The organism is Ruminococcus sp. (genome assembly GCF_024684275.1).
The window spans coordinates 50,016-74,355 of the sequence record NZ_JAIKXF010000091.1; the positions used below are offsets into that span (position 1 = coordinate 50,016).

Here is a 24,340-nt window from a genome sequence, read left to right on the forward strand (position 1 = left end):
CTTTACAAAGCCAATGTTACAGCCTTATTTATTGTAATGAGAATTGATTTCCGCCGTCTGAAACAGTGAAATCCTGACTTCTGTTTCCGTTCACTGAAACGGCAAAGCTGCTGCCGCCGCTTACCTCCGGAGCAAGCATCATCACACATCGGAAATCGTTGTGTGGATTCATGGTTATCATACTATTTCCATTCAGGAAAAGCTCCACTGAGCTGCCTGCGCCAACTGTTTCACCAAGATCAGCAACTATGTAAGGGAAATCGCTGTGTGTAGGCACAGAGACCTTGCTGCCTGCTGCATATACGCAGCCGCCTTTGAAGCTGAAGCTGCTTGCGGCATATATCGAGCTCTTTTCTTCTTTGGTTCCGCCCGAAAGCACCGTAAATCCGCCGTTGATATTCAGAGTTCCCTTAGACTTGATGCCGTTTGTTCCGCCGTTTACAATGATATTTCCGTCGTTTATTGTAATATCGTCATTGGCAATGATGCCCGACTTTCTAGACTCGATATTGTATGTTCCGCTTTCGATGATAACGTCGTCATCACTGTTGATGCCATGTGAGGCATTAGCCGTTATATTGAGTCCGCCGTTGCCCTTTAGTCTTATAGTATCATTGGAGAATATAGCTCCTGTTTCTGTGTTGCCCTTCTTTTCAACTCCGCTGGTGATATAGTTCACAGAACCTTCCTTAGGCTTTATGGTACAGCGCTTTGCTTCCTCTATAAAAATTGCAGGAGCTGACGAATTGGTAATATCCACGCCGTTGAGTACCACAGTTACCTTGTCCTCGGAAGCACCTGTATTCACACGTATCTGTCCTTCGGTCAGCCCGCCTGTGAATATATAGTCACCGCCTGCTGTTATTGTAATAACCGAGCCGTCTACCGTGACATTGCTTCCATTGACCTTTGGAGCACCTCCGCTGCCCAGATCAATTTCTGCGGCATACTCCTTCACAGCCTCGGCTGGAGCGCCTCCTTCGCTTGCAGAGCCGCCCTGTGAGGTATTATTGTTATTTGAAGAACCGCCCCCTGATGAGCTCTCACTCTTTGGCGCACCGTCCTTCTTAGCAGTGGTTGTCGTATCCGACTTCTTCTCACCTGCCTTAGTGGTGGTCGTCTTTTTGTCGGATTTTTCTTCCTTTTTGGCAGTAGTAGTTGTTGTAGTGTCCTTGTTGTCGGTTTCCGAAGATACCTGTTTCTTTTTGTCATTCTTTGTTGTAGTCTCAGTGCTGTCGGAAACAGTGCTGTCTGTGACTGATGAAGCTTTCATGTTGTCTTTTCCGCAAGAATAACCGCTGAAGATCATTGTGATTGCAGCCGCTGCTGCCCAAAGTCTTGAATACTTCATAATTATTTCTCCTTTTCCCCTTTAGAAACACCCTGATATAAAATTTGCCAGACTCAATAAAGCTTATTAAGTCTGGCAAACGTTGGAGAGGGTTTTCTATAGTATTTAGTCTATTGATCAGTTTTCATATATCTTGTCGTCGTACTTGAAGAAAACAAGATTTATAGTCATATTGCCGTTGAGTGCGCGAAGCTCATCAACGAATTTCTTCTGGTCGATGTTATCGAGAACATCAACGCTGTAGATAAGCTCAAAGAGAGTACCGAAGTTTGTTGTCTTAACTCTTCTGAGCTTGTGGAAAGTAGTATATCTTGCGAGTACAGGCTCAAAAACGCCCTGATAATCGAGGTTCTCAGGTATAGCTATCTTGAGAGTCATATGTCTCTTCTTGCAGCCGCCGAAGTCTGTCTCGCTGAGTATGAACATTACAATGCCGAGGATAATAAAGAATACGATAGCAAATCCGATATATCCGATACCGCAGGCAACACCGGCTGCCATTGCAAAGAATATGTAGGCTATGTCCTTCGGATCACCTGCAACGCTTCGGAACCTTACCAGTGTAAAGGCACCTGCAAGGCTGAGAGCACCTGCTGTGGTATTGATAAGAAGAAGGATAAGCGATACTATAGTCGGGAGCATGATCATTGTCAGAACATAGCTCTGAGAATAGCCTTCCTTTCTATGAGTAACGATATAGATAAGACTGATAAGGAATCCTATCAAAAGTGCCGCACCAACGCAAAGGAAGAATTCTCCGGGCTTGATAGTGCCAAGAGCCGAATCGCTGCTGTTGATTATCGAATCAGACTCATAGTACTTTGAAAGTACATTTCCAAAAAAACCGTGTTCAAACATAAAAATCATACGCTCCTGTTCATCAAAACATTATTTTTTATCATAGAAATACCTGAAATGTAAATATGTCTGCGACCGTCGGTCTGCTGAGCGTCCTCAAGCTGACTCTTTACAAAATTCTGGTATGCCCTGCCGTACTTTGAGAAACTTGTCTTGTATATCTGAAGCTCCGAAAGCTTCTTTACAAGCCAATCAGGAATCGCATTTGAGACCTTTACTTCCATAAGTCTCTGGTCAGCGCCTATTATGTAATTGCCGTAGCTTTCGTAGTTAAGGCCGAGGTCATAGCGGCGCTCGGTTATCTTTCTGTCAAATGTAAGTCGGAAATCGTGATCGTCCTTACCGAAGAATGCTTCTCTCTGATAGCTGATGTACTGCTTTGGAGCTATAGGATAGCTGTCAAGGAAGACATCGAGCTCTCTGAATACCTGCTCAGTAATATATTTAGTAAATTCAGGCTTTGAGCGGTCACGGAAATACGCATCGGATTCCTCAAGTGTCATTGAGACTCTTCTCTTGGTAACGATGCCGCCTATCTTCTTTTTGATCTCAAGAAAGACCGTATCATCAGGCGCAGCAGGTGAATAATAACTGCGCAGCCTTATTTTTTCCTTATAATAAGGCTTGGAGAGTGATTCTCTGATGAGGTAATCGTCTGGTGTATCGTAGTAAATATTATAGATTCCGTATTCCTTGCCGCCGACACAGAACTTGTCAGGATTCATATATTGTGAGATGACTTCCATAAGTCCGTGATACTGATCCATATTAAGGAGAAACTTTATCTCTTTGCGAGCGAATGTATTAATAGCCATAATCGCCTCCGCAGCAGTACCTAACTGCTCGGAGCTCACACTCCTTTCGTATCTTTTGATTATATTATAGGACCCTTTTCTTAAAATAGTCTTAATTTTTCCAAAAAATAACCATTTTTTGATTTATTACTAAATTAAATATTATAACTTCTATATTCGGCTATATTGCGCCGTTTTCCAGAAACAAGAGCAAAACAGCTCTAAAAAGTTGCACAAAATCATATGTGGAAAATATCTGAAAAACCGTTCACTTGTCTATCACATCTTAAACTTTATGAATTTAGTATTAATAAACAACCTTAAAAAAGCGCAAATCGAGCAATAATTGAACAGTGTAAGCAATAAATGAAAAATATTATCCGATTATGCCTGTTTTCTGTACTTAGTAGGAGTTATTCCTACTACCTTTTTGAATTGCCGCATAAAATGCTCCTCGTTGTCATAGCCGCACATGGCAGCTACCTGAGAAACAGTACAGCCTGTCTCGCTGAGTATTTCCTTAGCTTTTTCTATCTTGCCGCTTATCACATCGGCGATACATGAAACGCCGAAGGTCTCGCGGTAAAGGTGCTGGAAATATGAACGTGACATATTCACATATGCCGCCATTGCGTCCACATTCCATTTCATCTGTGGATTGCGGTATATCTTCTCACGCAGCTCAACCAGAAGCCCATAATGGGGTTCGGCAGTCTGTACAGGTGCCTCTCTGCGCACCGTGGTCTCTCCCACCTTTACAAGAAGTATCCTCATGAGGCTGTCCAGCATTTTGAGTCTGCGCGACTCAAGTGAATAGAACTCATTGGCTACATTTCTTATAAGCTGAGAAACAAACTCTGTGTCCACAGCGTTAAGAGGGCGGTTGTACATAAGCTCCAGCGAATCCATGAATTCCTGCTCGTCATCAGCGTCGAAGCATACCCAATCGCAAACGAGCGGGCTTTCATCGGCGGAGTACACCACAGGATATCTACCGTCCAGTACAATAAGGGTGTCTGCGGGCGTTCTCATAGTAAGCCCGTTTATGTCAAACCTACAGCGGCTGTGCATAAGCATGAGCATATACTCATTAGCCGCGGCTCTGCGAAATACAGAGCTGCTGTCATAAATCGAATTACAGCCTATACAGCGTATATTCACAGTATCAACTCCCCGTCGTCTATAAACCGCCACTCTATATCTTTCCAGTACTCTCCTGCGTAATCTATGCCTACACGCGGAGCAGTCCTGATCTTCGGGCGGTATCCGTCGTCCTCAAACCATATCTTCTCATTATTCTTGAGGGAAATTCCGTTGAGGCTTCCGTCGACCTTCATATTTTTTGTTAGCTTGGCAGGTCCGTTATATCTTTTGCCTGCCCGAATAAGTAATCCCTGAGGCTGGTCAATTTCGCCTGTAATGACATTCATCAGCCAGTGCATACCATAGCACAGGTATACATAAATAACGCCGCTCTCTCCGTAGAGGAGCTCTGTGCGCTTTGTTCTGCCCTTTGCAGCGTGGCAGCCCTTGTCCTCCTCGCCTCTGTAGGCTTCTGTCTCTGCGATGCGTTCGCGGAGCTCAGTACCGTCGGGAAGCTTATGGACAAGTATCTTTCCCACAAGGTCAGGTGCCGCCTCCAGCACGTCCCTGTGAAAAAATTCCGCGTCGAGCCTTGTGTTCATATCACACTCTCAGCCTCTGTTCAAGCTCGGTATCGGGCTTTACAAATATGGTCTTATAGTTTGTGAATATGACCTTTCCCGGCTTTGCGCCAACGGGCTTCTTTACGTATCTTGCAAGGCAGTGGTCAACGGGTACGAGTCCCGAATCCCTTCCCTTGCTGTTCACAGCTGCAATGACAGCCGCCTCTTCTATAGTTCTTTCGGGCGGTGTCTCGCCGTCTGTGAGTATCAGAACGTGAGAGCCTGTTATTAGCTGAGTATGGAGCCATATATCTGTTTTTTCGGCAAATTTCAGACTCAGCTGGTCGTTTTGCTTGTTGTTTCTGCCAACCAGTATGGAAAAACCGTCGCTTGACTTGTATTCCATAGGAGGCAGCGCCTTCGGAGGCTTAGCCTTTCCGCCTGCATAGCGGATATAGCCCTGCTCCTTCAGCTCCAGTCGGAGCTGTATTATGTCGTTCTCTGAGGAAGCTCTTGTCAGTGCATCAAATACGCTTTCAAGATATTGCAGCTCTTCCTCGCCTTTCTGTATCTGTTCTGAAAGCTTTTCCTCTGCGGTAACAGATTTCTTGTACTCGCTGTAGTAATGCTGGGCATTCTGTGCAGGTGTTTTTCTCACGTCCAGAGAAATAGTTACCTGCGGACAGTCGTCCTCGTAGAAGTTCTCTACAGTGACAGAGCTGTCGCCCTTCTGAATACGGTACATATTAGCCGAGATAAGGTCTCCGCACAGCTTCGCGTGTTCCTTGTCAGCGCAGGCTGTCAGCTCGTCACGCTGTGCAGCAATACGTCTTGAAGTACGGTCTGTGAGGTTCATAAGCAGCTTGAACAGGTCATTGGCGCGCTGTTTTGTACGGGCTGCGCGGTCACGCTCGGAATAGAAATAATCCAGAAGCTCCGAGGCGCTGCTAAGCTCCTTAGTGTACATGAGTGTGCCGAACTGCGAAAGCCGAATGAATGAAAAGTCCTTTAGCTGTCCTTCCTTGTCGCTGACCGCTGAGAAACAGCACTCGCCGCTCATTAGCTGTTCACGTGTGCGTTTTACAGCAAAGAGTAGCCTGTCCAGCTGGTCATCGGTTATGGTGTCAGTTTCGATGTGCGCTCCCCTGCCTGCAAAAAACGCCCATTCTCTTGCAAGTATGGGGGAGATTCCCTCGAAAATGCGTATCAGAGCCTTTGAAAGCTCCTTTGGCTCAGTGTTTTTAAGTCTTAAAACAATATCCTCGGGCTCAGCAGTGAGGAAATTCAGTCTGTCATCTCTCGGTGGAAGTGTATACTTCATACCCGGGAGCACCAGTCGCTCACGGGACATATCCTCGTCAACGCGCTTTATGCTGTCGATGACCTTTCCCTCGCTGCTTATGATAATGAGGTTTGAACAGCGTCCCATTATCTCACAGGCAAGGGTTATGATAACGATGTCGCCAAGCTCATTTACGCACTCAAAGTCAAGAAAGAGTATTCGCTCCAAGCCGTCCTGCCTGATGTCGATGAGCTTGCCGCTGCCAAGTCTTTTTCGCAGCAGCATACAGAACATAGGCGGCGTCTGGGGATTATCCACATTATTCTCTGTTATGTGGACTCTTGCACTGCCTGCATTTGCCGAGATATAAAGCTTTTTGCTGCCGCCTCGGGTACGTATGGAGATGATGACCTCCTCCCGTGAGGGCTGATGTATCTTCTCCACCCTGCCGCCGATGAGGGGCATGAGCTCGCTTTTTACAGCATATAAGAAAGCTCCGTCCAGAGCCATAGAATCATTCCTTTACATAAAAATGAACGCAGAGGCCTGAGCATCGCTGCGTTCTTATTGCTCCGCACTAAAGCTGTTCATATATATTATAGCTTTTCGTGCGAAAATTTGCTAATCAAAATTTGCGGTAAACAAGCAGCTCAAAATCAGCCGATGCAGTGAGTTTGTCAAGCTGTGCAAGCCGCGCCTGCTGTTCCCTGCCCGTTCTGTAATAGTAGGGAGTCATCGAGAACAGTGCGTTTATATCCTCCTGTGAATCAAGCTCTATATCATATTTGATGTGCTGCCTGTCAATGAGCTCAAAACCATCCAGCTCATAGGGCTTCACCTCGTTTTTGTAGGGAGTATCATATATCGCCTTTTTAAACTCCCACAGGTGATCTGCGGAGGGTATAACCATTATCATTATACCGTCTTTTTGCAGTACTCGAAGGAACTCCTCACCGCAGTAGGGTGCAAAAAGAGTTATAAGCATATCGCAGGAGCCTTCAGCCACAGGTATGTGAAATACGCTTGCAACAGCAAGCTCAGCAGACCTGCATCGCTTCGCAGAATACTCAACAGCAGCCTTTGAAATATCAATCCCACAGACCTGAACTGCCTTTTTTTCGGTCTCAAGCTTGCCAATTATTGCGGAGGTATAATACCCCTCGCCACAGCCTGCGTCAAGAATCGTCTTTCCATTAATGTTGGAAATGACTGCTTCGCACAGTGCATCACACAAAGGCGCATAGTAGCCCTTGTCAAGGAAGCGTCTTCTCGCCTGCACCATAAGCTTGTTGTCACCGTGAACAGTCTTGCCCATATGCTTTGAAAGAAGCAGGTTCACATAGCCGCTCTTAGCTCTGTCAAAGCTGTGTCCCTTAGGGCACAGGTATGTATTTCCCGTTATTTCAAGCCTTTCGCCGCACACGGGACATATGAATATACTCATTCCTTCACCTCAGACATACTCACAGGGATCGACAGAGCTCTCAGCTATCTCAATATCAAGCCTCGGGAATCTCTCCTCCAGTACACGGCGGAGCTCCCGGAGCACAAGGTTCTCTGTGTGGAAGTGACCGCAGTCAAGAACTGCTATACCCAGATTATTCGCATCTATCCATACATCATGCTTTACGTCGCCTGTTATCAGGGCATCGCAGCACTTTTCAGACGCCAGTCCCAGCATTGAGCCGCCGGAGCCTGAGCAGAAGGCTATCCTTGATATGCTCTTATCAGCGCAGTGTGAAGTCCTGACCATTTCACAGCCGAATATGCTCTTGCAGAGCTGCGCTAAGTTCTTGCCGCTGATACTTTCTTTAAGCTCGATTATCCAGCCCAGCGTGTTTCCGCCGCCAAGCTCCTCAAAGGGCTGAGGCTCACCTGCAAGCTCCAGCTTATCTGTGAGCTTTTGCAGTATAACACCGTTTGTACCGCCTGCTGCTATATCAAGATTGGTGTGCATACACACAGCACCTATCTCATACTTTATAAGCTTGTAAACAGGATCGGTGCAGGAAATTTTCTTTCTTGGCTCAAATATCACAGGGTGATGCGAGATAATAAGGTCTGCATACTTTGAATTAGCCTCATTTACTGCATCATCGCTAATATCCAGTGAGAGAAGTATCCTGCTGCACTCATCGGAAGACGTTTCCACAAGGTACCCTGAGTTATCCCATTTCTCCTGTGCTGCAAATGGGTACCGCTCATCAAGAAAGACTAATAAATCACTGATCTTTTCGGTCCCTATGCCATTTGCAGCCTTTTCAGCCAGTGCGGCATAGTGCTGTGCCTCTGCTTTTCTCCCTGCCTTGCTAAGATTTTCAGCGACCTTTTCAAGGCGCTCAGCCTCTCGCTTCAGATATTTTCCGGCGGTCTCGTCGTTTTCATCAAAGTATCCGCATATGGACATCGCTTCGGTAAGCTTGCAGTCAAAGGAACTGTACTCGGCGCAGATGATAACGTACATCTTATCGCCGTCCTCAACGACATATTCATTTGTAATAAACAAATTCAGCTCTGTCAGTCTTTTCCGCAAAATCTCAGGCTTTGTCATCGGCTGGAGTATCCACTGTATATTCTCGTTTTCCTCGCTGCCCACTTCTATGCGCTCGATTATTGCGGCGATGGTCTCTCCGCCCATACCGGCAATAACTATATCGGTAACGCCCTTCAGGTCAACGTTATCAAGTCCGTCAGAGAGAACAAGCTCCACCTTATCCTGTATGCCGTATTTTTCAACGGTACTTCTTGCAGCGTCAAGTGGTCCCTCTTTCACGTCAGAAGCGATGACCTTGCTGCATTTTCCGCTGTTTATAAGCTCCGCGGCGAGATAAGCGTGGTCAGTACCCACATCACAGGCAATGCCCTCTCCGCTTACCAGCTCAGCTACTTTTTTCAGTCTGTTATCAAGCATCATTGTACCTCATTATACTCAAAAATAGCGCACTGACTTGCAGTACGCATAAACAAAACCAAGCACAGCCGTTTCCGACTGTGCTTTCGGTCTCATTAATTATGCCTCGTTCATCTTGGCAAAGCACTCGCTGCAATATACAGCTCTACCTTCCTTTGGCTCAAAAGGAACCTTTGCTTCGCCGCCGCATGAAGCGCAAACTGCTGTGTACATCGTGCGCTCAGCCTTGCCTGCGTTCTTTCTTGCATCACGACATGATTTGCATCTCTGGGGCTCGTTCACGAAGCCTTTCTCTGCATAAAATTCCTGTTCGCCTGCGGAGAAAATGAACTCGTTTCCGCACTCCTTGCAAACTAATGTCTTGTCTTCGTACATAGTACAATACCTCGCTTAAATATTTTCGACCACGGTTGGATTTACACCCACATCTTTGTAAAACAACGCTCTTCTGGGTTGAGCTACACGGTCATATTTCAATTTGTATCATGCATGAGCGCACGTATTTTTCTTCTTGCGCGCTGCATGGCGTTATCCACAGATTTTTCTGTCATCTCCAGCTTTTCAGCGGCATCTCTGTAGCTCATGCCCTGTACGCAAAGTGTAAGCACATTGAGCTCTGTAAGAGAAAGCACCGAACAGATGTCCTTCCACAACTCGGAAAAAAATTCTTTATAAAAATAAATGCTTTCGGGAGTTTCCTCATCAGACAGCACATCGGCTGCATCCTCGTCGTCTATCCTTTCGGCAAATGAGAAATCCCTGACTGATTTTTTAGACACAGTTCTCATACGATTGACGATACAAACCTCGGCGAAGGTAGAGAACTTGACGCCTTTTTTCGGATTGAAGGCTTCAATAGCCTTTAAAAGGCTTATCATGCCCTCCTGGTACAGGTCATCACTGTCGGTCTCTGAGTTTGCATAAATTTCCGATTTAATAAAAATAAGCTTAGAAAAGCGCGAGATGAGTACAGCTGAAGCTGATTTATCTGTCTTACCGAGCACAGCCAGCTCTTCATCTGTTTTGCTGTTCAATTCATTCAAATTGAAATCCGATTCAAGCAAGATATCCACCCAACAATCTGCATTTCCCATACAAGTCGAAGCTATCCCTGTCCCTCGGGAATAAACCCGAGGGAGACAGGAAATAACTGTTATTGATTATTCTGATTCCTTAGCAGCCTCTTCCTCAGCAGCCTTTAAGAGCTCTGCCATATCAAAGTTGAAATTAGCGCTCTTATTGCCCTGAGCAGGCTTGTTCTGCTGGTTCTGAGCTGCGTTCTGAACATTGTTGTTCTGTGCAGGCTTGTTGTTATTGTTATTGTTGTTGTTATTGAAGCTGTTATTGTTATTATTATTGTTGTTGTTATTGTTATTCTTATTGAAGTTGCCTACGCCTGCGAACGGATCAGGAGTCTTGATCTCGGCTGCTGTCTTAGCGTAAGTATCAGCGTCAGCCTTTGGAGCCTTTGAAGGTGTGAATTCAGCCTTTGGAGGATCCATCTTCTTGACTGAAGGCTCATTCTTGTGAACATCGATAGTCTTGCGAGCCTCACCGATAATGTTCTGAGCGTCGTTCATTCTGCCTGAGCACTGGTTTGTAAGATTATTGAGAACAGAAGCAATATCTGTGAACTTGCTGTTGATGCTCTCAATCTCTGTAAGGAGCATTTCACGAACTGTCTTGGACATTTCGTTTACCTTATCAGCGTGAGCGTTAGCCTCATTTACAGTATTGCGAGCCTGATCGTTAGCCTCCTTGATACAGTTCTCAGCAGCACGGTTAGCGTTAGCAACAGCCTTTTCAGCCTCTGCATTAGCCTCCTTAACTACCTGAGCAGCCTTGTCATTAGCTTCCTTAGTTACCTTAGCAGCGTTATCGTTAGCCTCCTTAGTAACGAGAGCAGCCTTTTCGTCAGCCTCCTTAGTTACCTGAGCAGCCTTGTCGTTAGCTTCCTTAGTAACAGCCTCAGCCTCCTGCTTAGCCTTGTTCTGGATCTGAACAACGTTCTTCTGAGCCTCTGTAAAGAGTGCGCCCATATCAAATGTAGGAGCAGCGTTCTCCTTGAGATCAGCGATCTCGTCGTTGAGCTTTGAGATCTCTGTATTCTTGTCGTTTACTTCACGAGTCTTAGCCTCAAGCTTAGCATTGATGTCAGCGATCTGCTTTGTCTTTGCAGCAAGCTCTTCTGTGATCTTAGCGATCTCCTGCTTAGCCTTTGCAAGCTCAGCGTCAGCAGCTCCGCCTGCGGCAGGTGCAGCAGCGCCCTGAACAGCCTTCTGCTCAGCAGCTCTGAGTCTGTTTCTGAGATCCTCGATCTCCTTCTTGGCAGCTTCAAGAGCAGCAGTAGTCTGTGCGTTAGCCTGCGGATTAGCAGCGCCCTGTGCAGCCTTCTGCTCAGCATTCTTGAGCTGTTCTTTAAGTGCGTCTATTTCCTTCTTAGCAGCCTCTAAAGCAGCAGTAGCCTGTGCATTTCCTGCACCGCCGCCCTGTGCCTTGAGCTGATTTATAGTTTTCTGGAGCTCTTCATTTTCCTTCTTTGCAGCTCTGAGAGCATTGTTGGAGGTATTGAGCTTCTCCTGAAGGTTCTCAACTTGATTTTTATACTTAGTTATCTCCTCAGGATCAGCAGATGAACTGCTTTCCTTAGACGCTTTAAGCTCGTCCTCAAGGGCAACTATCTTAGAATTAAGCTCATCGAGGTATGTAATAACGTCCTCTTTGATAAATCCCTTCTGACCGATCTTGGTTTCTCTTAATACGGTTGGTGTTGGTTCGCTCATGGTACTCTCCATTCCCCTCGATCGTTACCGAGGTAAAAAATTAAGGAATAAGAACCCATACTCAGTTTCTGTGAAGGAACATTTGGTGATATTGCATATAAAAAAGCCTTCACAGTCCATGAATACAGGTTCTGATGATTTTGCCTTAACTAAATTATAACATATTAATTATATTATTTCAACTATTGAAATGTAGAAAATTTGGATTGATTTTAGTGCAAATTACTATAAAATTGCCTTGAAATATACTACGCGTTAAATTTACAGTCAATTCCTTTAGCTTAATACGTTATATTAATGTAAATAGTTACAGTTTGTAAATACAAATGCTATACGAAATATGTATTTGTGCAATTTTATAAAAGTAAAAAAGCCCGAGGAAAAACCTCGGGCTCAGAGCATATCCATGCTCAAACAAAAAGCGGCTCATGTGAGCCGCTCATTATACTTTAATTAGTTGCCAAGCATCTTGAAGATGTCATCAAGATCGTAATCCTGATTTGAAGCAGCTGGCTTTGCAGGAGCACTTGGTGCGCCGAAGCCAAGACCGTCAATGAGAGGATTGTCGATAGGTATTATATCCTCCTCAGGATTCTCGATTGCTGCGCCCTCAACTGCTGCATCATTAGCAGCGTCCATATCGTCGAAGCCGGCAGCGATAACTGTGATAGTCATCTCGTCCTGCATATCTTCCTTGAATGCTGTACCGAAGATGAACTCAACACCGTCAGCAGCTGTATCTGTGATCATCTTTGTAGCTGCATCAACATCGGAAGAAAGAATATCCTCTGACATTGCGATATTGATAAGGAGTCTCTTAGCACCCGAGATAGATGTTTCGAGAAGCGGGCTGGAGATAACTGCATTTGCAGCGTCTCTTGCCTTGTCCTTGCCTGTACCGTGGCCGATAGCCATGTGAGCGTAACCTGCGTTTCTCATAATTGTTGAAACGTCTGCAAAGTCGAGGTTTATGTAGCCCTCTTCTACGATAAGATCAGAAATGCTCTTTACACCTGTCTTGAGCACATCATCTGAAAGTGCAAATGACTGGAGCATTGTAAGCGGCTTATCAAGACCAACGAGAAGTCTCTCATTAGGGATAACGATAAGAGAATCAACATACTTTCTGAGTTCTGCGATACCTCTTTCAGCCTGTGCCATTTTCTGCTCTCTCTCGAAGAGGAAAGGCTTTGTAACAACAGCAACTGTAAGAATATCCATTTCCTTAGCGATCTTTGCAACAACAGGAGCAGCACCTGTTCCTGTACCGCCGCCCATACCGGCAGTGATAAAGATCATATCAGCACCCTTGAGATGTGTTTCAATCTCGTCGCGGTTCTCCTCAGCACTGCGCTGACCGATCTCAGGCTTGTTTCCTGCGCCTCTGCCCTTTGTAAGCTTAGCGCCGATCGGTATCCTTGTAGTAGCCTTAGACTTGTTAAGTGCCTTAGCATCTGTGTTTATAGCGATATATTCTATATTATTGACACCCGAATCCACCATGCAGTTTACAGCGTTTCCGCCGCCGCCGCCAACACCAATGACCTTAATATTAACATCGGGTTCGAGTGTTTCCTCATAATTGAAATCTGACATTTGAACTCCTCCTACTATTTATTATCCTTAATTTATCAAATATATATATTAGCCTATAAATACACTTTATATTTTAGCATAATGGCATGATTTTTTCAAGTCCTAATAAAACATTTTTTATTTTCAGCGAAATAAACAATAACGGGCAGTAAATTTATATCATTTTTTACACCCTTTAAAGAGGTTTACCACTGTCCGCCGGAATTATTGTCATAATTTACCGTATCTCCGCTATTATCAGACCACTGTGTGCTCTGGTCAGTCCAGCTGTTATCGGCAGTTCCCTGCCCGCTGTCACCGCTCCACTGGCTATTGTCTGTCCACTGGTTATCCTGCTGATAGCTGTTATCGCTCCACTGACTTCCGTCGTCATAGCCGCTGTAGTCCGTCCACTGCTGTGCGGCAGTTGTAGGCTCGGTAGTACCGCGGTTATTATTGAAATCGTTGAGCACTTCCTCCTGCTTTGGATCGTGCTCACTCTTTATAACAGGGTAGCCGTATTCATCGGTCATCGGCTGTGTCGTTGGTTCTTCAGCTCCCGGGACCGCAACAGGTCCGTCGCTCGTTCTGAAGCTGCACTGCTTGGTGCCGATCATGGTAAGATAGCCCTTTTTGCCCTTGACTGTCTCGTCCTGCATTACGGTCTCGGCAAGGTTAAGCTTATATTCTACATCGTTCCAGTTGCCCATTTTGAATATCATGCCGTTCTTGTAATTCACAATGATAGCGTGTTCGTCGCTCATATCAACAGTCATGATACTGTCATCATTCTTTGCAGCCATAGTTGATATAAGCTCATGGAAAGCATCATTCTTGTGCTCGTTTTCCGAAGCAGCAGGCTTACCCGGATTATGATCCGCAGGATCAAAGCCGTATATGATAGGAAGTCCTTCGGTTATGAAGCCGTTATCCGCAAGTATCTTACCCTTTTTGCTGACGAGAAGCGTACCGTCGCCATAGTTCACATTAAAAGCAGGTATACACTTTGTCACTGTGATATCAAGCGATGACGGAAAGTCTCTGTCAACCTTTGCAGTCTCAACATAAAGAAGGCTATCAAGTATCATCTGCTCGCTTTTTTCGCAGTCAAGCCTCAGCAGATTGTCTCCCTTGTTTATGCCGGAAGCCGCCACTATCTCTTCAGCGGAGTACATATCCGACTGACCTGCCACACGTATTTCATTAATATTGAATAAGAACGTATAGCTTATGGTAATGCCGGCAGTAAGCACCAACAGAAGCACCACAAGACCGTAAACGTTCATCATTCGTTTGCGTCGTCTGATACGCTTGCGGCTGTTTTGTCTTTCGACATTTGTTTTTTCGACGTCTTTCATATTTTCTCCTGATTCCTTCCGCCTCAGACGCGGCGCATATCTCCGCCGAGAAGTCCTACGGCTTCTTCCATTTTTTCATAGCCTCTGTCAATGTGGCAGATACGGCTTATCTCCGAGCGCCCCTCTGCACAGAGAGCCGCAATGACCATAGCTGCACCGCCCCGCAGGTCGGTAGCCTCAGTATTTGCCCCGTTAAGTCCTTCCCTGCCCTTTATGACAGCGACCTTGCCCAGCACCTGTATATCCGCACCCATTTTTACAAGAGCGTCGGTATGACGATAGCGGCAGTCGAAGATATTCTCCTCGAAAACACTGGTGCCGTCGGCAACACAAAGCGCAGCCATTAACACAGCCTGAGCGTCAGTCGGGAACCCCGGGTGAGGCATTGTCCTTATCCTGTCTCTGACGGCTCTCAGACGCGAACCGCTGCGAAGGTATATTTTGTTTTCAGATGTATAAATACTGCACCCCGTCTGCTCCAGCACCGATAAAAACGGCTCTGTTTCGGGAACGCAGGCATTTGTAAGTATCAGCTCGCCCTTAGCCGCCGCCACCATTGAAAGGTAGGTCGCACAGACTATCCTGTCGGGCATTATTGTATATTCACAGCCGTGAAGCTGTTGTTTTCCGTTAATTATGATACGGCTTTCACCGTCGCCTGCTATATCCGCACCGCAGCTTCGCAGGAAACCGCACAGATCGCATATCTCAGGTTCGCGAGCCGCATTGTTTATGACTGTCTCACCATCTGCCGTAACCGCACAGAGTATGATATTTTCAGTTGCACCCACTGAAGGGAATGCAAGGGAGATCTTAGCGCCCTTTGCTCTGCCTGAGGAAGCCTTGCAGATGATACTTCCGCCGTTTTCACGTATCTCCACTCCCATTTTCCTGAGAGCAGCAAGGTGCATATCTATGGGACGCGGTCCCAGCTCGCAGCCCCCCGGTACACTGACAGTACACTCACCTGCCCTGCCCAGCATAGCACCCATGAATATGATAGATGAGCGCATTTCGCGCATAAGCTCCTCGGATATCTCTGTACTTGCAACAGTCTCTGAGTTTATGACTGCGGTATTGCCCTCAAACCTGCATTTACAGCCCACACAGTTCAATATCCTTGCGGCTGCATAAACGTCGGTAAGCTTGGGACAGCTGTGCAGCGTACAATCGCCGCAGCACAGGAGCGCCGCCGCCATTATTGGCAGGGAGCTGTTTTTGCTGCCCTGTAAGGCAAGCTCACCGCAAAGGCGTCTGCCGCCTGTAATAACAAATTTCTGCATCATACCACCTCACAGCATTTTTATGTATTGTATGCTGTAAGAGGTTTTTCTGTTACTTCTGTGATATATTATGCTTTATGAGAAATCTGTCAAATGTCTCAGACATCTCATCAGGAATAACGGCATACATAAAGTGTCCCTTGTCGGATAGGTGCACCTCTCCGCTGCATTTCTCAGCGTATTCAGTTCCCGCCTGCCGCCATGAGATATTTTTGGCAAGGGTTTTCATGTCGCTTATGAAAAAACAGCATGGACATTTCAAAATGCCAGTACTCTGCGCTTTACGCGCATTTTCTGTCATCTGGATCCCTTCGTCGGCATACTCGCCGTGCGCGATGTTTTTATAAAACAATTCACGGTATATCTTCTTTTCATCATCGGTAAGCTCACTGCCGCTGAGAAGTCCCGATACATTTTCAAGCCTGTTTTTCAGCAGCTTCGTTATAAATCCGCCTTTTGCTACCTTTTCCATGAGCTTAGCCTGTTTTTTCACCATACCGCAGCGCTTTTCCTCACCGACTTCTTCAGCCTGCTTAACAGCCATATCAGGTATGCCCATATCCATACTGAGCACGGCTTTCACCTCATCGGGATATGTATTCGCCCAGTATACAGCCTCAAATCCTGAGTAAGAATGCGCAGCAAGCACGTATGGCGGTTCAAGACCTGCCTTACGCAGTGCTTCTCTGTCCTCAGAAACGAGATTTTCAATAGTGCGCGGAGTTTTTGCACTGCCGCTGAAACCATAGCCTGCCTTCTCAATAACCGCAATGCGGTATTTCGCTGACATTCTTCTATATATCGGCTTATACTCAAGCACTGGACAGGTTACGCCGTTGCCTGCCATAAATACTATGGTAACTTCGCCACCGCCCTCTGTATAGACATTTAGAGCGGTATCGCCGACCTTTACTTTGTTTTCGTAGTTCATTTTTTTCTCTTTTCAATAAGCTTATCAATTACTGCCAATATTCTCTCATTTGTATCTGTAAGGTGGAGCTTTGCCGCACTTGCGGACATTTCCTTTACCTTTGCCGAGTCATTGTATAGCTTTTCTATCTCGGCTATCATTTTCTCGTTGGTAACATCCTTCTGCTCGATAACTACAGCAGATCCTGCATTTCCGAGCACCATAGCATTATGATACTGGTGATTTCCTGCAACGATAGGAGACGGAATAAGTATTGAAGCCTTTCCTGCGGCTTCAAGCTCAGCAAGGGTAGAAGCTCCCGAGCGGCAGATAACAAGGTCAGCCGCCGCAAGACATACGTCCATATCGTTTATGTACTCGGTTATACGCAGACGGTCGCTTTTCAGCGGTATACCAGCGGCTTTCATAGCCTGATGGAAGGTCTCCTTCCCCATGCCGCCGTAGCCGTGAATGTGGTTTATAGCCAGCTTTTTGCCTGTGTGCCACTTGATGACCTCGGTCATGGTATCGTTGATACAGCCTGCACCGAGACTTCCGCCGAATGAGAGTATTGTAAAGCTGTCGTCGAAGCCCAGCTTCTTTCTTGCCTCATCGCGGCTCATGGTATTGATATTGCTTCTTACGGGGAGCCCCGTAACGCTGTACTCGAACTTGCTACTGTCCATGAATTTCAGAGCTTCCTCAACGGTCAGCATAACGTAGTCAACCTCTTTCGAGAGGAGCTTGTTTGTCACGCCCGGGTAGGCATTCTGTTCATGGATAGCAGTAGGGATACCCATTCTTGCTGCCTTGCGGATAACGGGACCTGCCGCATAGCCGCCTGTGCCGATAGCTATATCGGGCTTGAAGCCCTCGATTATCTGCTTTGCCCTCTTTCCGGAGGTCACAAGATAGGCAAGTGCCTTAGCATTCCTGCCGATATTTTCAAGGGATATTTTTCTCTGAAAGCCTGCCACCTTGATAGTTTCAAGCTTATAGCCTGCCTTCGGTACAAGCTTTGACTCCATACCCTTTGGAGTACCTGCAAACAGGAACTCTGCATCGGGATATTTGCTTTTTATTATATCAGCAATGGCAAGACCTGGATTTATATGACCGCCTGTGCCTCCGCAGGCAATTAGAACTCTCATGCTTATGCTCCTTTCGGCTCAGCCTTTGGACTGGTCTGTGCCGGTTTCTTAGTCTTTTTCTGCTTAGGCTTTTCATCGGGATAATATCTGTGCTGAGATATATTCAGCATGATACCCATTTCAGCCAGCTGCATTATAAGTGCCGTACCTCCGTAGCTGAAAAACGGAAGGCTGATACCTGTATTCGGTATGAGATTGCTTACAACAGCAAGGTTGAGGACAGTCTGTATGCCTATCTGAGTAGTGATACCAACTGCAATGAGCATACCAAAGCGGTCCTTGCAGCGGACTGCGATAGAATAGCCTTCAACTATAAGAAGGAAGAATACGATTATTATCGCAAGAGCGCCTGCGAAGCCAAGCTCCTCGCAGACAATTGGGAAAACAAAGTCGTTCTTTGTCTCGGGGAGGTAGAGATACTTCTGACGGGAGTTGCCCAGTCCGAGACCGAAAAGTCCGCCCGAGCCAATAGCGATAAGTGAGTTTGCAGTCTGCCATGTATCGCCCAGCTTATCAGCAAATGGGTTCTGCCATGACTTTATACGAACAGCAACATAGCTTCCCGGGACCTGTGCCTGCCATGAGATATAGGCAATCGCCAGTCCAAGAACTGCTGCACCGAGACCAATGAAGTATTTCTTGTTTACTCCGCCGCAGAGTATCAAAGCTACGGCGATAGTGCTGATAAGAATGATACCCGAGATGTGCTTCTCAAGACCTATGAGCAGCACATACAAGCCCAGGATCACCGAATACTTGATGATACCGGTCTTGAAGGTATTCATCTTCTTACCGTCGCGCTCCATGCTGTAGGCAAAGAATATGATGAGTGCCAGCTTCGCCACCTCAGACGGCTGAAGATTGAGAGGACCAATATCTATCCAGCGCCGTGCGCCCATTGAACCGCCCTCATCGTTACCTATAAAAAGAACGGCTATCAGCAGTGCTGCGCCGATTATATACATAAGACTTGCGATATTGAGCTTTTTAAGTATCGGAAGCTTCAGGTTCTTGAAGTTATGATAGTCCATTTTCATAAAAAAAAGCATAGCGACAAAGCCGATAATGGCATTTTTCGCTTGTTTTTTTGCATAAAACAGACCGTCGCCGCCGTGCTCGCTGTATGCCCACGCATAGCTTGCCGAGGACATCATTACGATACCCACTACAAGCAGTATCATAACATAAGCGAAGAACGAAAGGCTCAGGTCTCCCCGCTTGCCGCCCGAAAATGGATTATACTTGGCAAAGCGGCTTTTTGTCTGTGAATTGCTTGACGCCATTTTTTCTCCTTAAATATATGGGATTCAGAAAACTAACAGTGTAATTATGCCCAGAACTCCGAAAATAATGCCGCAGAGCGAGAAAGTTATCACTATTTTGTACTCGCTGAAGCCGCTCATCTCAAAGTGGTGGTGGATAGGTGTCATCTTGAAGATACGCTTGCCCTCTCCGTACTTCTTCTTTGTGTACTTGAAATAGCTGACCTGTATAACAACAGAAAGCGCCTCGATGATGTACACGAGAGCAACAAGAAGAAGCAGCAGGTGCTTGTGAAGTATAAGTCCTATGCCTGTTACGGCTGCACCGAGAAACATCGAACCGGTATCACCCATGAAGCACTTTGCCGGATTGAGATTCCAGAGCAGGAAACCAAGACAGCCGCCTGCAAGTGCCATAGTGAAGCAGGTCATCTCGTTCTGTTTAAGGATAGAGCAGCATACGGTGAATATCAGCATAGCTACAAATGTCACCGAGCCGCAGAGTCCGTCTACTCCGTCTGTGAGGTTTACCGCGTTTGTAAGGTAAATTATCACAGGTATCATCAATATATAATAGAATATTCCCAGTGAGGGGCTTTTCCAGAAGCCCAGGTCGATACTTGCAGCACCGTCACCGAAGAAGTGTACCGCAGCAAGAAAGCCCACGGATACAACTAACTGTAAGGCTATTTTCTGCCATGCTGTAAGTCCGTCGTTGTTCTTTCTGGCAACCTTTGTATAGTCATCGATAAAGCCGATAACGCCGAATGCTGCGGAGAAAAGCAATACCGCCAGCAGCAGATAAAACGGCTTGAAGCTCGCCTTATCCGTTGTGTCAACTCCTGTTTTCCACCTGTATATCCAATATCCTGCAATAGAAGTTATCACAGTTGAGATTATGAACATGAATCCGCCCATTGTGGGAGTTCCCTGTTTTTTCTCATGCCACTTAGGGCCGTCAACGGTCTTTATGGGCTGACCGAATTTTATCTTATGCAAGAAGGGTACAAGGAATATACCCGAAACTCCTGCAATAACGAATGATAAAAGTGCAGTTACAAGATTTATGATCCAGAAAGACATTTAAAATAACAACTCCAGTTTTATTTATTGAGGAGCTTCAGACCTTCAGCGACTATCTCACGCTCGTCGAAGTGTATGTGCTCCATGCCTGCAAGTATCTGATAATCCTCATGCCCCTTGCCGGCAAGTACTATTATATCACCTTTCTCAGCAATTTTCAAGGCATGAAAAATCGCTTCTTTTCTGTCAACTACAACATCATAGTTCACATCTGAACCTTCAAGCCCTGCAAGAATATCCTTGATGATAGCCTCAGGCTCCTCATTTCGGGGATTATCCGATGTAACAATGAGCTTATCGGCATATTTTGCAGCAGCTCTTGCCATTTTCGGGCGCTTAGCCGCGTCGCGGTTACCTCCGCAGCCGAAAAGGCAGATAAGGTCGTTTTCCGTGTATTCCCTGACGCTTCTGAGAATATTTTCAAGAGCATCGGGAGTATGTGCATAGTCGCAGATAACAGTAAAGTCACGGCCTGTAGGTATTACCTCACAGCGTCCCTTTACTCCATTATATTCCTCAACAGCAGGGATAATATTCTCAATAGTGAGACCTGCTTCGAGACAGGCAGCAATTGCCGCCGTAATATTCGATACATTGAAAAGTCCCGGCATTCTCGTCTTTACAAGATGAGACTTATCACCGTTGCAGAACCAGAAGCTTGAACCAGTGGACTTTATTTTTATTCCGTCGGCATAAAAATCCGCATTTTCTCTGACGCTGAATCCCAATCTCTTGCAGTTCACCTCGCCGAACAGCCTTCTGCCGTAGTCGTCGTCCGCATTGATAACAGCGCAGTCACATATGTCAAAGAGCATTTTCTTTGCCTGATAGTACTCCTCCATATCCTTGTGGTAATCAAGATGATCCTGCGTAAGATTAGTGAACACAGCCACATCAAAGTATGACGAGCCTATCCTGTACTGACACAGACCGAAGGAGGAGACCTCCATGACAACATACTCACATCCCGCATCTGCCATTTTTGCCAGCAGCCCCATGAAATCATACGCCATCGGAGTTGTGTTGTCGGTGTGGAGTATCTCATCTCCTATTTCGTTCTGTATCGTACCTACGAGCCCCGTTTTATGCCCGTTCCTCATAAGGATATGCTTTATTACATTAGTGATAGTAGTTTTTCCGTTAGTTCCCGTAACACCTATCATTTTCAGTCTGCGCTCAGGATGGCCGAACCATGCAGAACAAATCTGACCGTAGAGCTTTCTGGAGTTTTCAGTGATTATCTGTCTGTCTCCGAGCCCGAGATCGCGCTCACACACTACAGCTGCTGCGCCTTTTTCCAGCATTTCCGCTGCCGCTGTGTGTCCGTCGAAGCTGCCGCCCTTTACGCATACAAAGAGGCTTCCCTCGGTGACCTTGCGTGTATCGTCCGTGACAGAGCTTATCTCGGTATCGCCTATAGCAGTAACGGCGTTGTTTTCGATAAGATCGCGTAATTTCATTATGTCTGCCTCCTGTTCTTTTTTTGTTAAATATTAATTATTTCTATCTGTTTCAACGTATATGCATTGAAAAATATGACTTTTGGGAGCATATATAGAGAGTATTTTTAGTCGCTGATCTCATTGACCATAAATTCAAGCTCTATTGTAGTACCTCTCGGCACCTGTTTTCCCTCCTGAATGGACTGACTGTTTACCGTAGCGCCGTCACGCTCGACAGAAGCGCCCTTTGTGGTATAGTTCAGACCGCTGTCGTTGATTATCTGATTTGCAACGCTGGGTGAGCAGCCGTAGAGATAAGGCACTGTTACAAGAGTATCAGCGTAACTCACCTTTTCAGTGTAAAGGTAAACACAGCCGTCCTTAGCGATAGCCTTACCCGTCATCGGAGACTGATCAACTACCTCGATACCGTTGCCTATCTTTTCGTACTTAACGCCCATGCCGTCAAGAGTCTTTATAGCGTCATCAATGCTTGCGCCCTTGAGGAGCGGGACCTTTACATCGAGATTTTTGAGCTCCTGCTCGTTATACTCAGGGCTCTTGCCAAGATAAGGCAGGACCTCTGTGAGAATATCTCGTGCAGTAGGCACAGCGCACTTGCTTCCGTAATATCCGTCATTGGACTTGTCAGGCATATCTGCCAGTACAAAGAGTATCAGCTCGGGATCATCCGCAGGTGTAAAGCACACATATGAAGCACCGTATTCCTGTAGAGTAGCGTCCTCCTGCTCCTTTATCTCCTCGTAACGTGAGGTCTCGCTGAGTCGCTGAGATGTACCTGATTTACCGCCGATAGCGTAGCCCTTGATATTAACATTGCCTGCGCCGTTGCCGACAACAACGTTATAAAGAGCATTTCTCATCTTAGCCGAGGTATCCTCGGAAATTACCTGTCTTCTTACGGTGCGCTCGTTTTTGAGAACGATATTGCCGTCGCTGTCCACAACCTTATCAACTACATAAGGCTTTAGCAGATAACCGCCGTTTATAGATGCACAGCAGGCTGTTATCATTTCCATAGGAGTAATAGTCTCGCACTGTCCGAAAGAGCTAACTGCAAGATCGACAGGCGACATTTTATCCGCCTGGATATTGTTTCCGCCTACCTCAACAGGCAGATCAATACCTGTAGGCTCTCTGAAACCGAATGCGTCAAAGTAATAGCAAAATTTCTCCTTGCCCAGCTTTGCACCTATATCCATGAATGCAGGGTTACAGGAGTTTGTAAGAGCCTCCTGGAAGGTCTGCATTCCGTGACCGGGAGCAAGCTTCCAGCAGTCGATGTTAGCCTTATGACCTTCAAATTTCTTGAAGCCCTCGCAGTAGAAGCTGTCATGCTCAATATCTATTACATTTTCCTCAATAGCCGCAGAGCTTGTTATGACCTTGTATACAGAACCGGGCTCATAGGTCTCGGTTATGCACTTATTCTTCCACATACGCTCTCTGGCTTCGGTATAATAATCGTCAAAATCCTTTTTCGTTGGTTCGACGATATTCTTTTCAGCGAATATCTTATCGTATATAGTCTGATCCGTTACCGTAAAGGGATCATTGAGGTCAAAGGACGGATATGTAGCCATACCGTAGATAGCGCCTGTTTTAGGATTCATAAGAATAGCGCAGGCACGGTTCTTGACGTAATGCGTCCTTACCATTTCCTCTAAGTTCTTTTCCAGTATATACTGTATCTCTCTGTCGATAGTCAGGTATACGTCGTTGCCCTCCTTAGGCTCAAAGGTCTTGGAATACCTGTAAGGGAGAGCGTTTCCATTTGAATCAACAGCAGAAATGGTCCTGCCGTCAACTCCCGAGAGATACTCGTCATATGATGACTCAACACCATATGATATATTTCCGTTAGTAAAGCCGATAACAGAAGCGGCAAGGTCCTTCTGAGGATAATAGCGCTTTGTATCCTCCTCGTTTCTGACCGAAACGAAGCCCCACTCGTTGAAATAATCATCTATCTCGTCAGCAACAGGCTTTTCCACCTGTTCTTTAAGCACTATATACTGGGTGTCCTGATCGATAGCCTTTATTACCTCATCAACAGATATGCCAAGCTTTGTCGCCAGAAAGCTTACTGCTTCGTGCTTGAATTCCTCGATGGAAGACGGAAGCTGGTTCTTGTCAACCCCATTCTCATCAAGAACCGGAGTATACACACCGTTGGCTATATCTATCTTACGTTTTTCTATAAGCTTTCCAAGACTTTCAAGGTCCTCCTTGAAGCTCTTAGGGTCAATGAAAATCTTATAAACGGTAGCACTTTTGGCAAAAGCGATACCATTTGTATCATAAATCGAGCCTCTGTGGGCTGATATGCTTACCGAGCCAAAATGCTGATCGTTAGCCATATTCTGATACTTTTTATTGTCGAGAACTGATATTTTGAAAAAATTGCCTGCTACAGCCGCAAAAAGCACACTGAAGGCGGCAGTCATTACTATCTTTGATCTGAACCTCATTGCATTTGAGGGATTTGTATTTATCACCGAGAAACTTCCTTTCCGTGACAATCTATAGCAAACGGTAAAACATTCGGCGTTTGCTGTTTGCCGTCCGCACTCAGCAAGCTTTAGTTTGCAGATGCGTAAGGCACTTTAAATCATTAATATATTGAACGT

20 protein-coding genes are annotated in these 24,340 nt (G+C 46.0%); all 20 read right to left on the bottom strand.

Going from position 1 to position 24,340, the window contains the following annotated elements:
* Nucleotides 1-28 precede the first annotated feature (28 nt).
* The 20 genes from K5677_RS10125 to K5677_RS10220 all read right to left on the bottom strand — a co-directional run bounded on the left by K5677_RS10125 (nucleotide 29) and on the right by K5677_RS10220 (nucleotide 24,208).
* Nucleotides 29-1,351 (bottom strand): carbohydrate-binding domain-containing protein, encoded by a 1,323-nt coding sequence (locus K5677_RS10125; protein WP_296727552.1) that lies wholly within the window; start codon nucleotides 1,349-1,351, stop codon nucleotides 29-31.
* Between the two features lie 117 nt (nucleotides 1,352-1,468).
* On the bottom strand, nucleotides 1,469-2,209 hold the full coding sequence (locus K5677_RS10130; protein ID WP_296727555.1) for a DUF4956 domain-containing protein: 741 nt from the start codon (nucleotides 2,207-2,209) through the stop codon (nucleotides 1,469-1,471).
* 5 nt (nucleotides 2,210-2,214) lie between these two features.
* Nucleotides 2,215-3,024, bottom strand: coding sequence for a polyphosphate polymerase domain-containing protein (locus K5677_RS10135; protein ID WP_296727557.1), 810 nt, complete (start codon nucleotides 3,022-3,024; stop codon nucleotides 2,215-2,217).
* A 363-nt stretch (nucleotides 3,025-3,387) separates the two neighbouring features.
* Nucleotides 3,388-4,164 (bottom strand): AraC family transcriptional regulator, encoded by a 777-nt coding sequence (locus K5677_RS10140; protein WP_296727559.1) that lies wholly within the window; start codon nucleotides 4,162-4,164, stop codon nucleotides 3,388-3,390.
* Entirely contained in the window at nucleotides 4,161-4,688 is a 528-nt protein-coding gene (locus tag K5677_RS10145; RefSeq protein WP_296727562.1) for a DNA-3-methyladenine glycosylase, read from the bottom strand. The genes K5677_RS10140 and K5677_RS10145 overlap by 4 nt, the downstream gene beginning before the upstream one ends.
* A gap of 1 nt (nucleotide 4,689) precedes the next feature.
* Nucleotides 4,690-6,441, bottom strand: a complete 1,752-nt coding sequence (locus tag K5677_RS10150) for an NFACT RNA binding domain-containing protein (protein ID WP_296727564.1) — start codon at nucleotides 6,439-6,441, stop codon at nucleotides 4,690-4,692.
* 115 nt (nucleotides 6,442-6,556) lie between these two features.
* Nucleotides 6,557-7,375, bottom strand: coding sequence for a putative RNA methyltransferase (locus K5677_RS10155; protein ID WP_296727567.1), 819 nt, complete (start codon nucleotides 7,373-7,375; stop codon nucleotides 6,557-6,559).
* 9 nt (nucleotides 7,376-7,384) lie between these two features.
* On the bottom strand, nucleotides 7,385-8,842 hold the full coding sequence (locus tag K5677_RS10160; RefSeq protein WP_296727569.1) for a Nif3-like dinuclear metal center hexameric protein: 1,458 nt from the start codon (nucleotides 8,840-8,842) through the stop codon (nucleotides 7,385-7,387).
* Between the two features lie 99 nt (nucleotides 8,843-8,941).
* The gene (locus tag K5677_RS10165) at nucleotides 8,942-9,217 is read right to left on the bottom strand and encodes a zinc-ribbon domain containing protein (protein WP_296727571.1); all 276 of its coding nucleotides are present in this window, start codon (nucleotides 9,215-9,217) and stop codon (nucleotides 8,942-8,944) included.
* A gap of 98 nt (nucleotides 9,218-9,315) precedes the next feature.
* Nucleotides 9,316-9,885: a sigma-70 family RNA polymerase sigma factor gene (locus K5677_RS10170; protein ID WP_296727573.1), complete on the bottom strand. Its 570-nt coding sequence runs from the start codon at nucleotides 9,883-9,885 to the stop codon at nucleotides 9,316-9,318.
* 117 nt (nucleotides 9,886-10,002) lie between these two features.
* Entirely contained in the window at nucleotides 10,003-11,625 is a 1,623-nt protein-coding gene (locus K5677_RS10175; RefSeq protein WP_296727576.1) for a hypothetical protein, read from the bottom strand.
* A 453-nt stretch (nucleotides 11,626-12,078) separates the two neighbouring features.
* Entirely contained in the window at nucleotides 12,079-13,221 is a 1,143-nt protein-coding gene (gene ftsZ, locus K5677_RS10180) for a cell division protein FtsZ (RefSeq protein ID WP_296727578.1), read from the bottom strand.
* A 185-nt stretch (nucleotides 13,222-13,406) separates the two neighbouring features.
* Nucleotides 13,407-14,558: an FtsQ-type POTRA domain-containing protein gene (locus K5677_RS10185; protein ID WP_296727579.1), complete on the bottom strand. Its 1,152-nt coding sequence runs from the start codon at nucleotides 14,556-14,558 to the stop codon at nucleotides 13,407-13,409.
* A gap of 23 nt (nucleotides 14,559-14,581) precedes the next feature.
* Nucleotides 14,582-15,841 carry a UDP-N-acetylglucosamine 1-carboxyvinyltransferase gene (gene murA, locus K5677_RS10190; protein WP_296727696.1) on the bottom strand — a complete coding sequence of 420 codons (1,260 nt, stop codon included), beginning with the start codon at nucleotides 15,839-15,841 and terminating at the stop codon, nucleotides 14,582-14,584.
* Nucleotides 15,842-15,893: 52 nt separating this feature from the next.
* Nucleotides 15,894-16,772, bottom strand: a complete 879-nt coding sequence (locus K5677_RS10195) for an alpha/beta hydrolase (RefSeq protein WP_296727581.1) — start codon at nucleotides 16,770-16,772, stop codon at nucleotides 15,894-15,896.
* The gene (gene murG, locus K5677_RS10200; RefSeq protein ID WP_296727582.1) at nucleotides 16,769-17,902 is read right to left on the bottom strand and encodes an undecaprenyldiphospho-muramoylpentapeptide beta-N-acetylglucosaminyltransferase; all 1,134 of its coding nucleotides are present in this window, start codon (nucleotides 17,900-17,902) and stop codon (nucleotides 16,769-16,771) included. The genes K5677_RS10195 and murG overlap by 4 nt, the downstream gene beginning before the upstream one ends.
* Before the next feature lie 2 nt (nucleotides 17,903-17,904).
* A complete protein-coding gene (locus K5677_RS10205) occupies nucleotides 17,905-19,185 on the bottom strand; it encodes a putative peptidoglycan glycosyltransferase FtsW (RefSeq protein WP_296727584.1) in 1,281 nt (426 codons plus the stop codon).
* A gap of 24 nt (nucleotides 19,186-19,209) precedes the next feature.
* Entirely contained in the window at nucleotides 19,210-20,247 is a 1,038-nt protein-coding gene (gene mraY / locus K5677_RS10210; RefSeq protein ID WP_296727587.1) for a phospho-N-acetylmuramoyl-pentapeptide-transferase, read from the bottom strand.
* Between the two features lie 20 nt (nucleotides 20,248-20,267).
* Nucleotides 20,268-21,707, bottom strand: a complete 1,440-nt coding sequence (locus tag K5677_RS10215) for a UDP-N-acetylmuramoyl-L-alanyl-D-glutamate--2,6-diaminopimelate ligase (RefSeq protein WP_296727589.1) — start codon at nucleotides 21,705-21,707, stop codon at nucleotides 20,268-20,270.
* Between the two features lie 107 nt (nucleotides 21,708-21,814).
* A complete protein-coding gene (locus K5677_RS10220) occupies nucleotides 21,815-24,208 on the bottom strand; it encodes a penicillin-binding transpeptidase domain-containing protein (RefSeq protein ID WP_296727592.1) in 2,394 nt (797 codons plus the stop codon).
* Nucleotides 24,209-24,340: the final 132 nt, after the last annotated feature.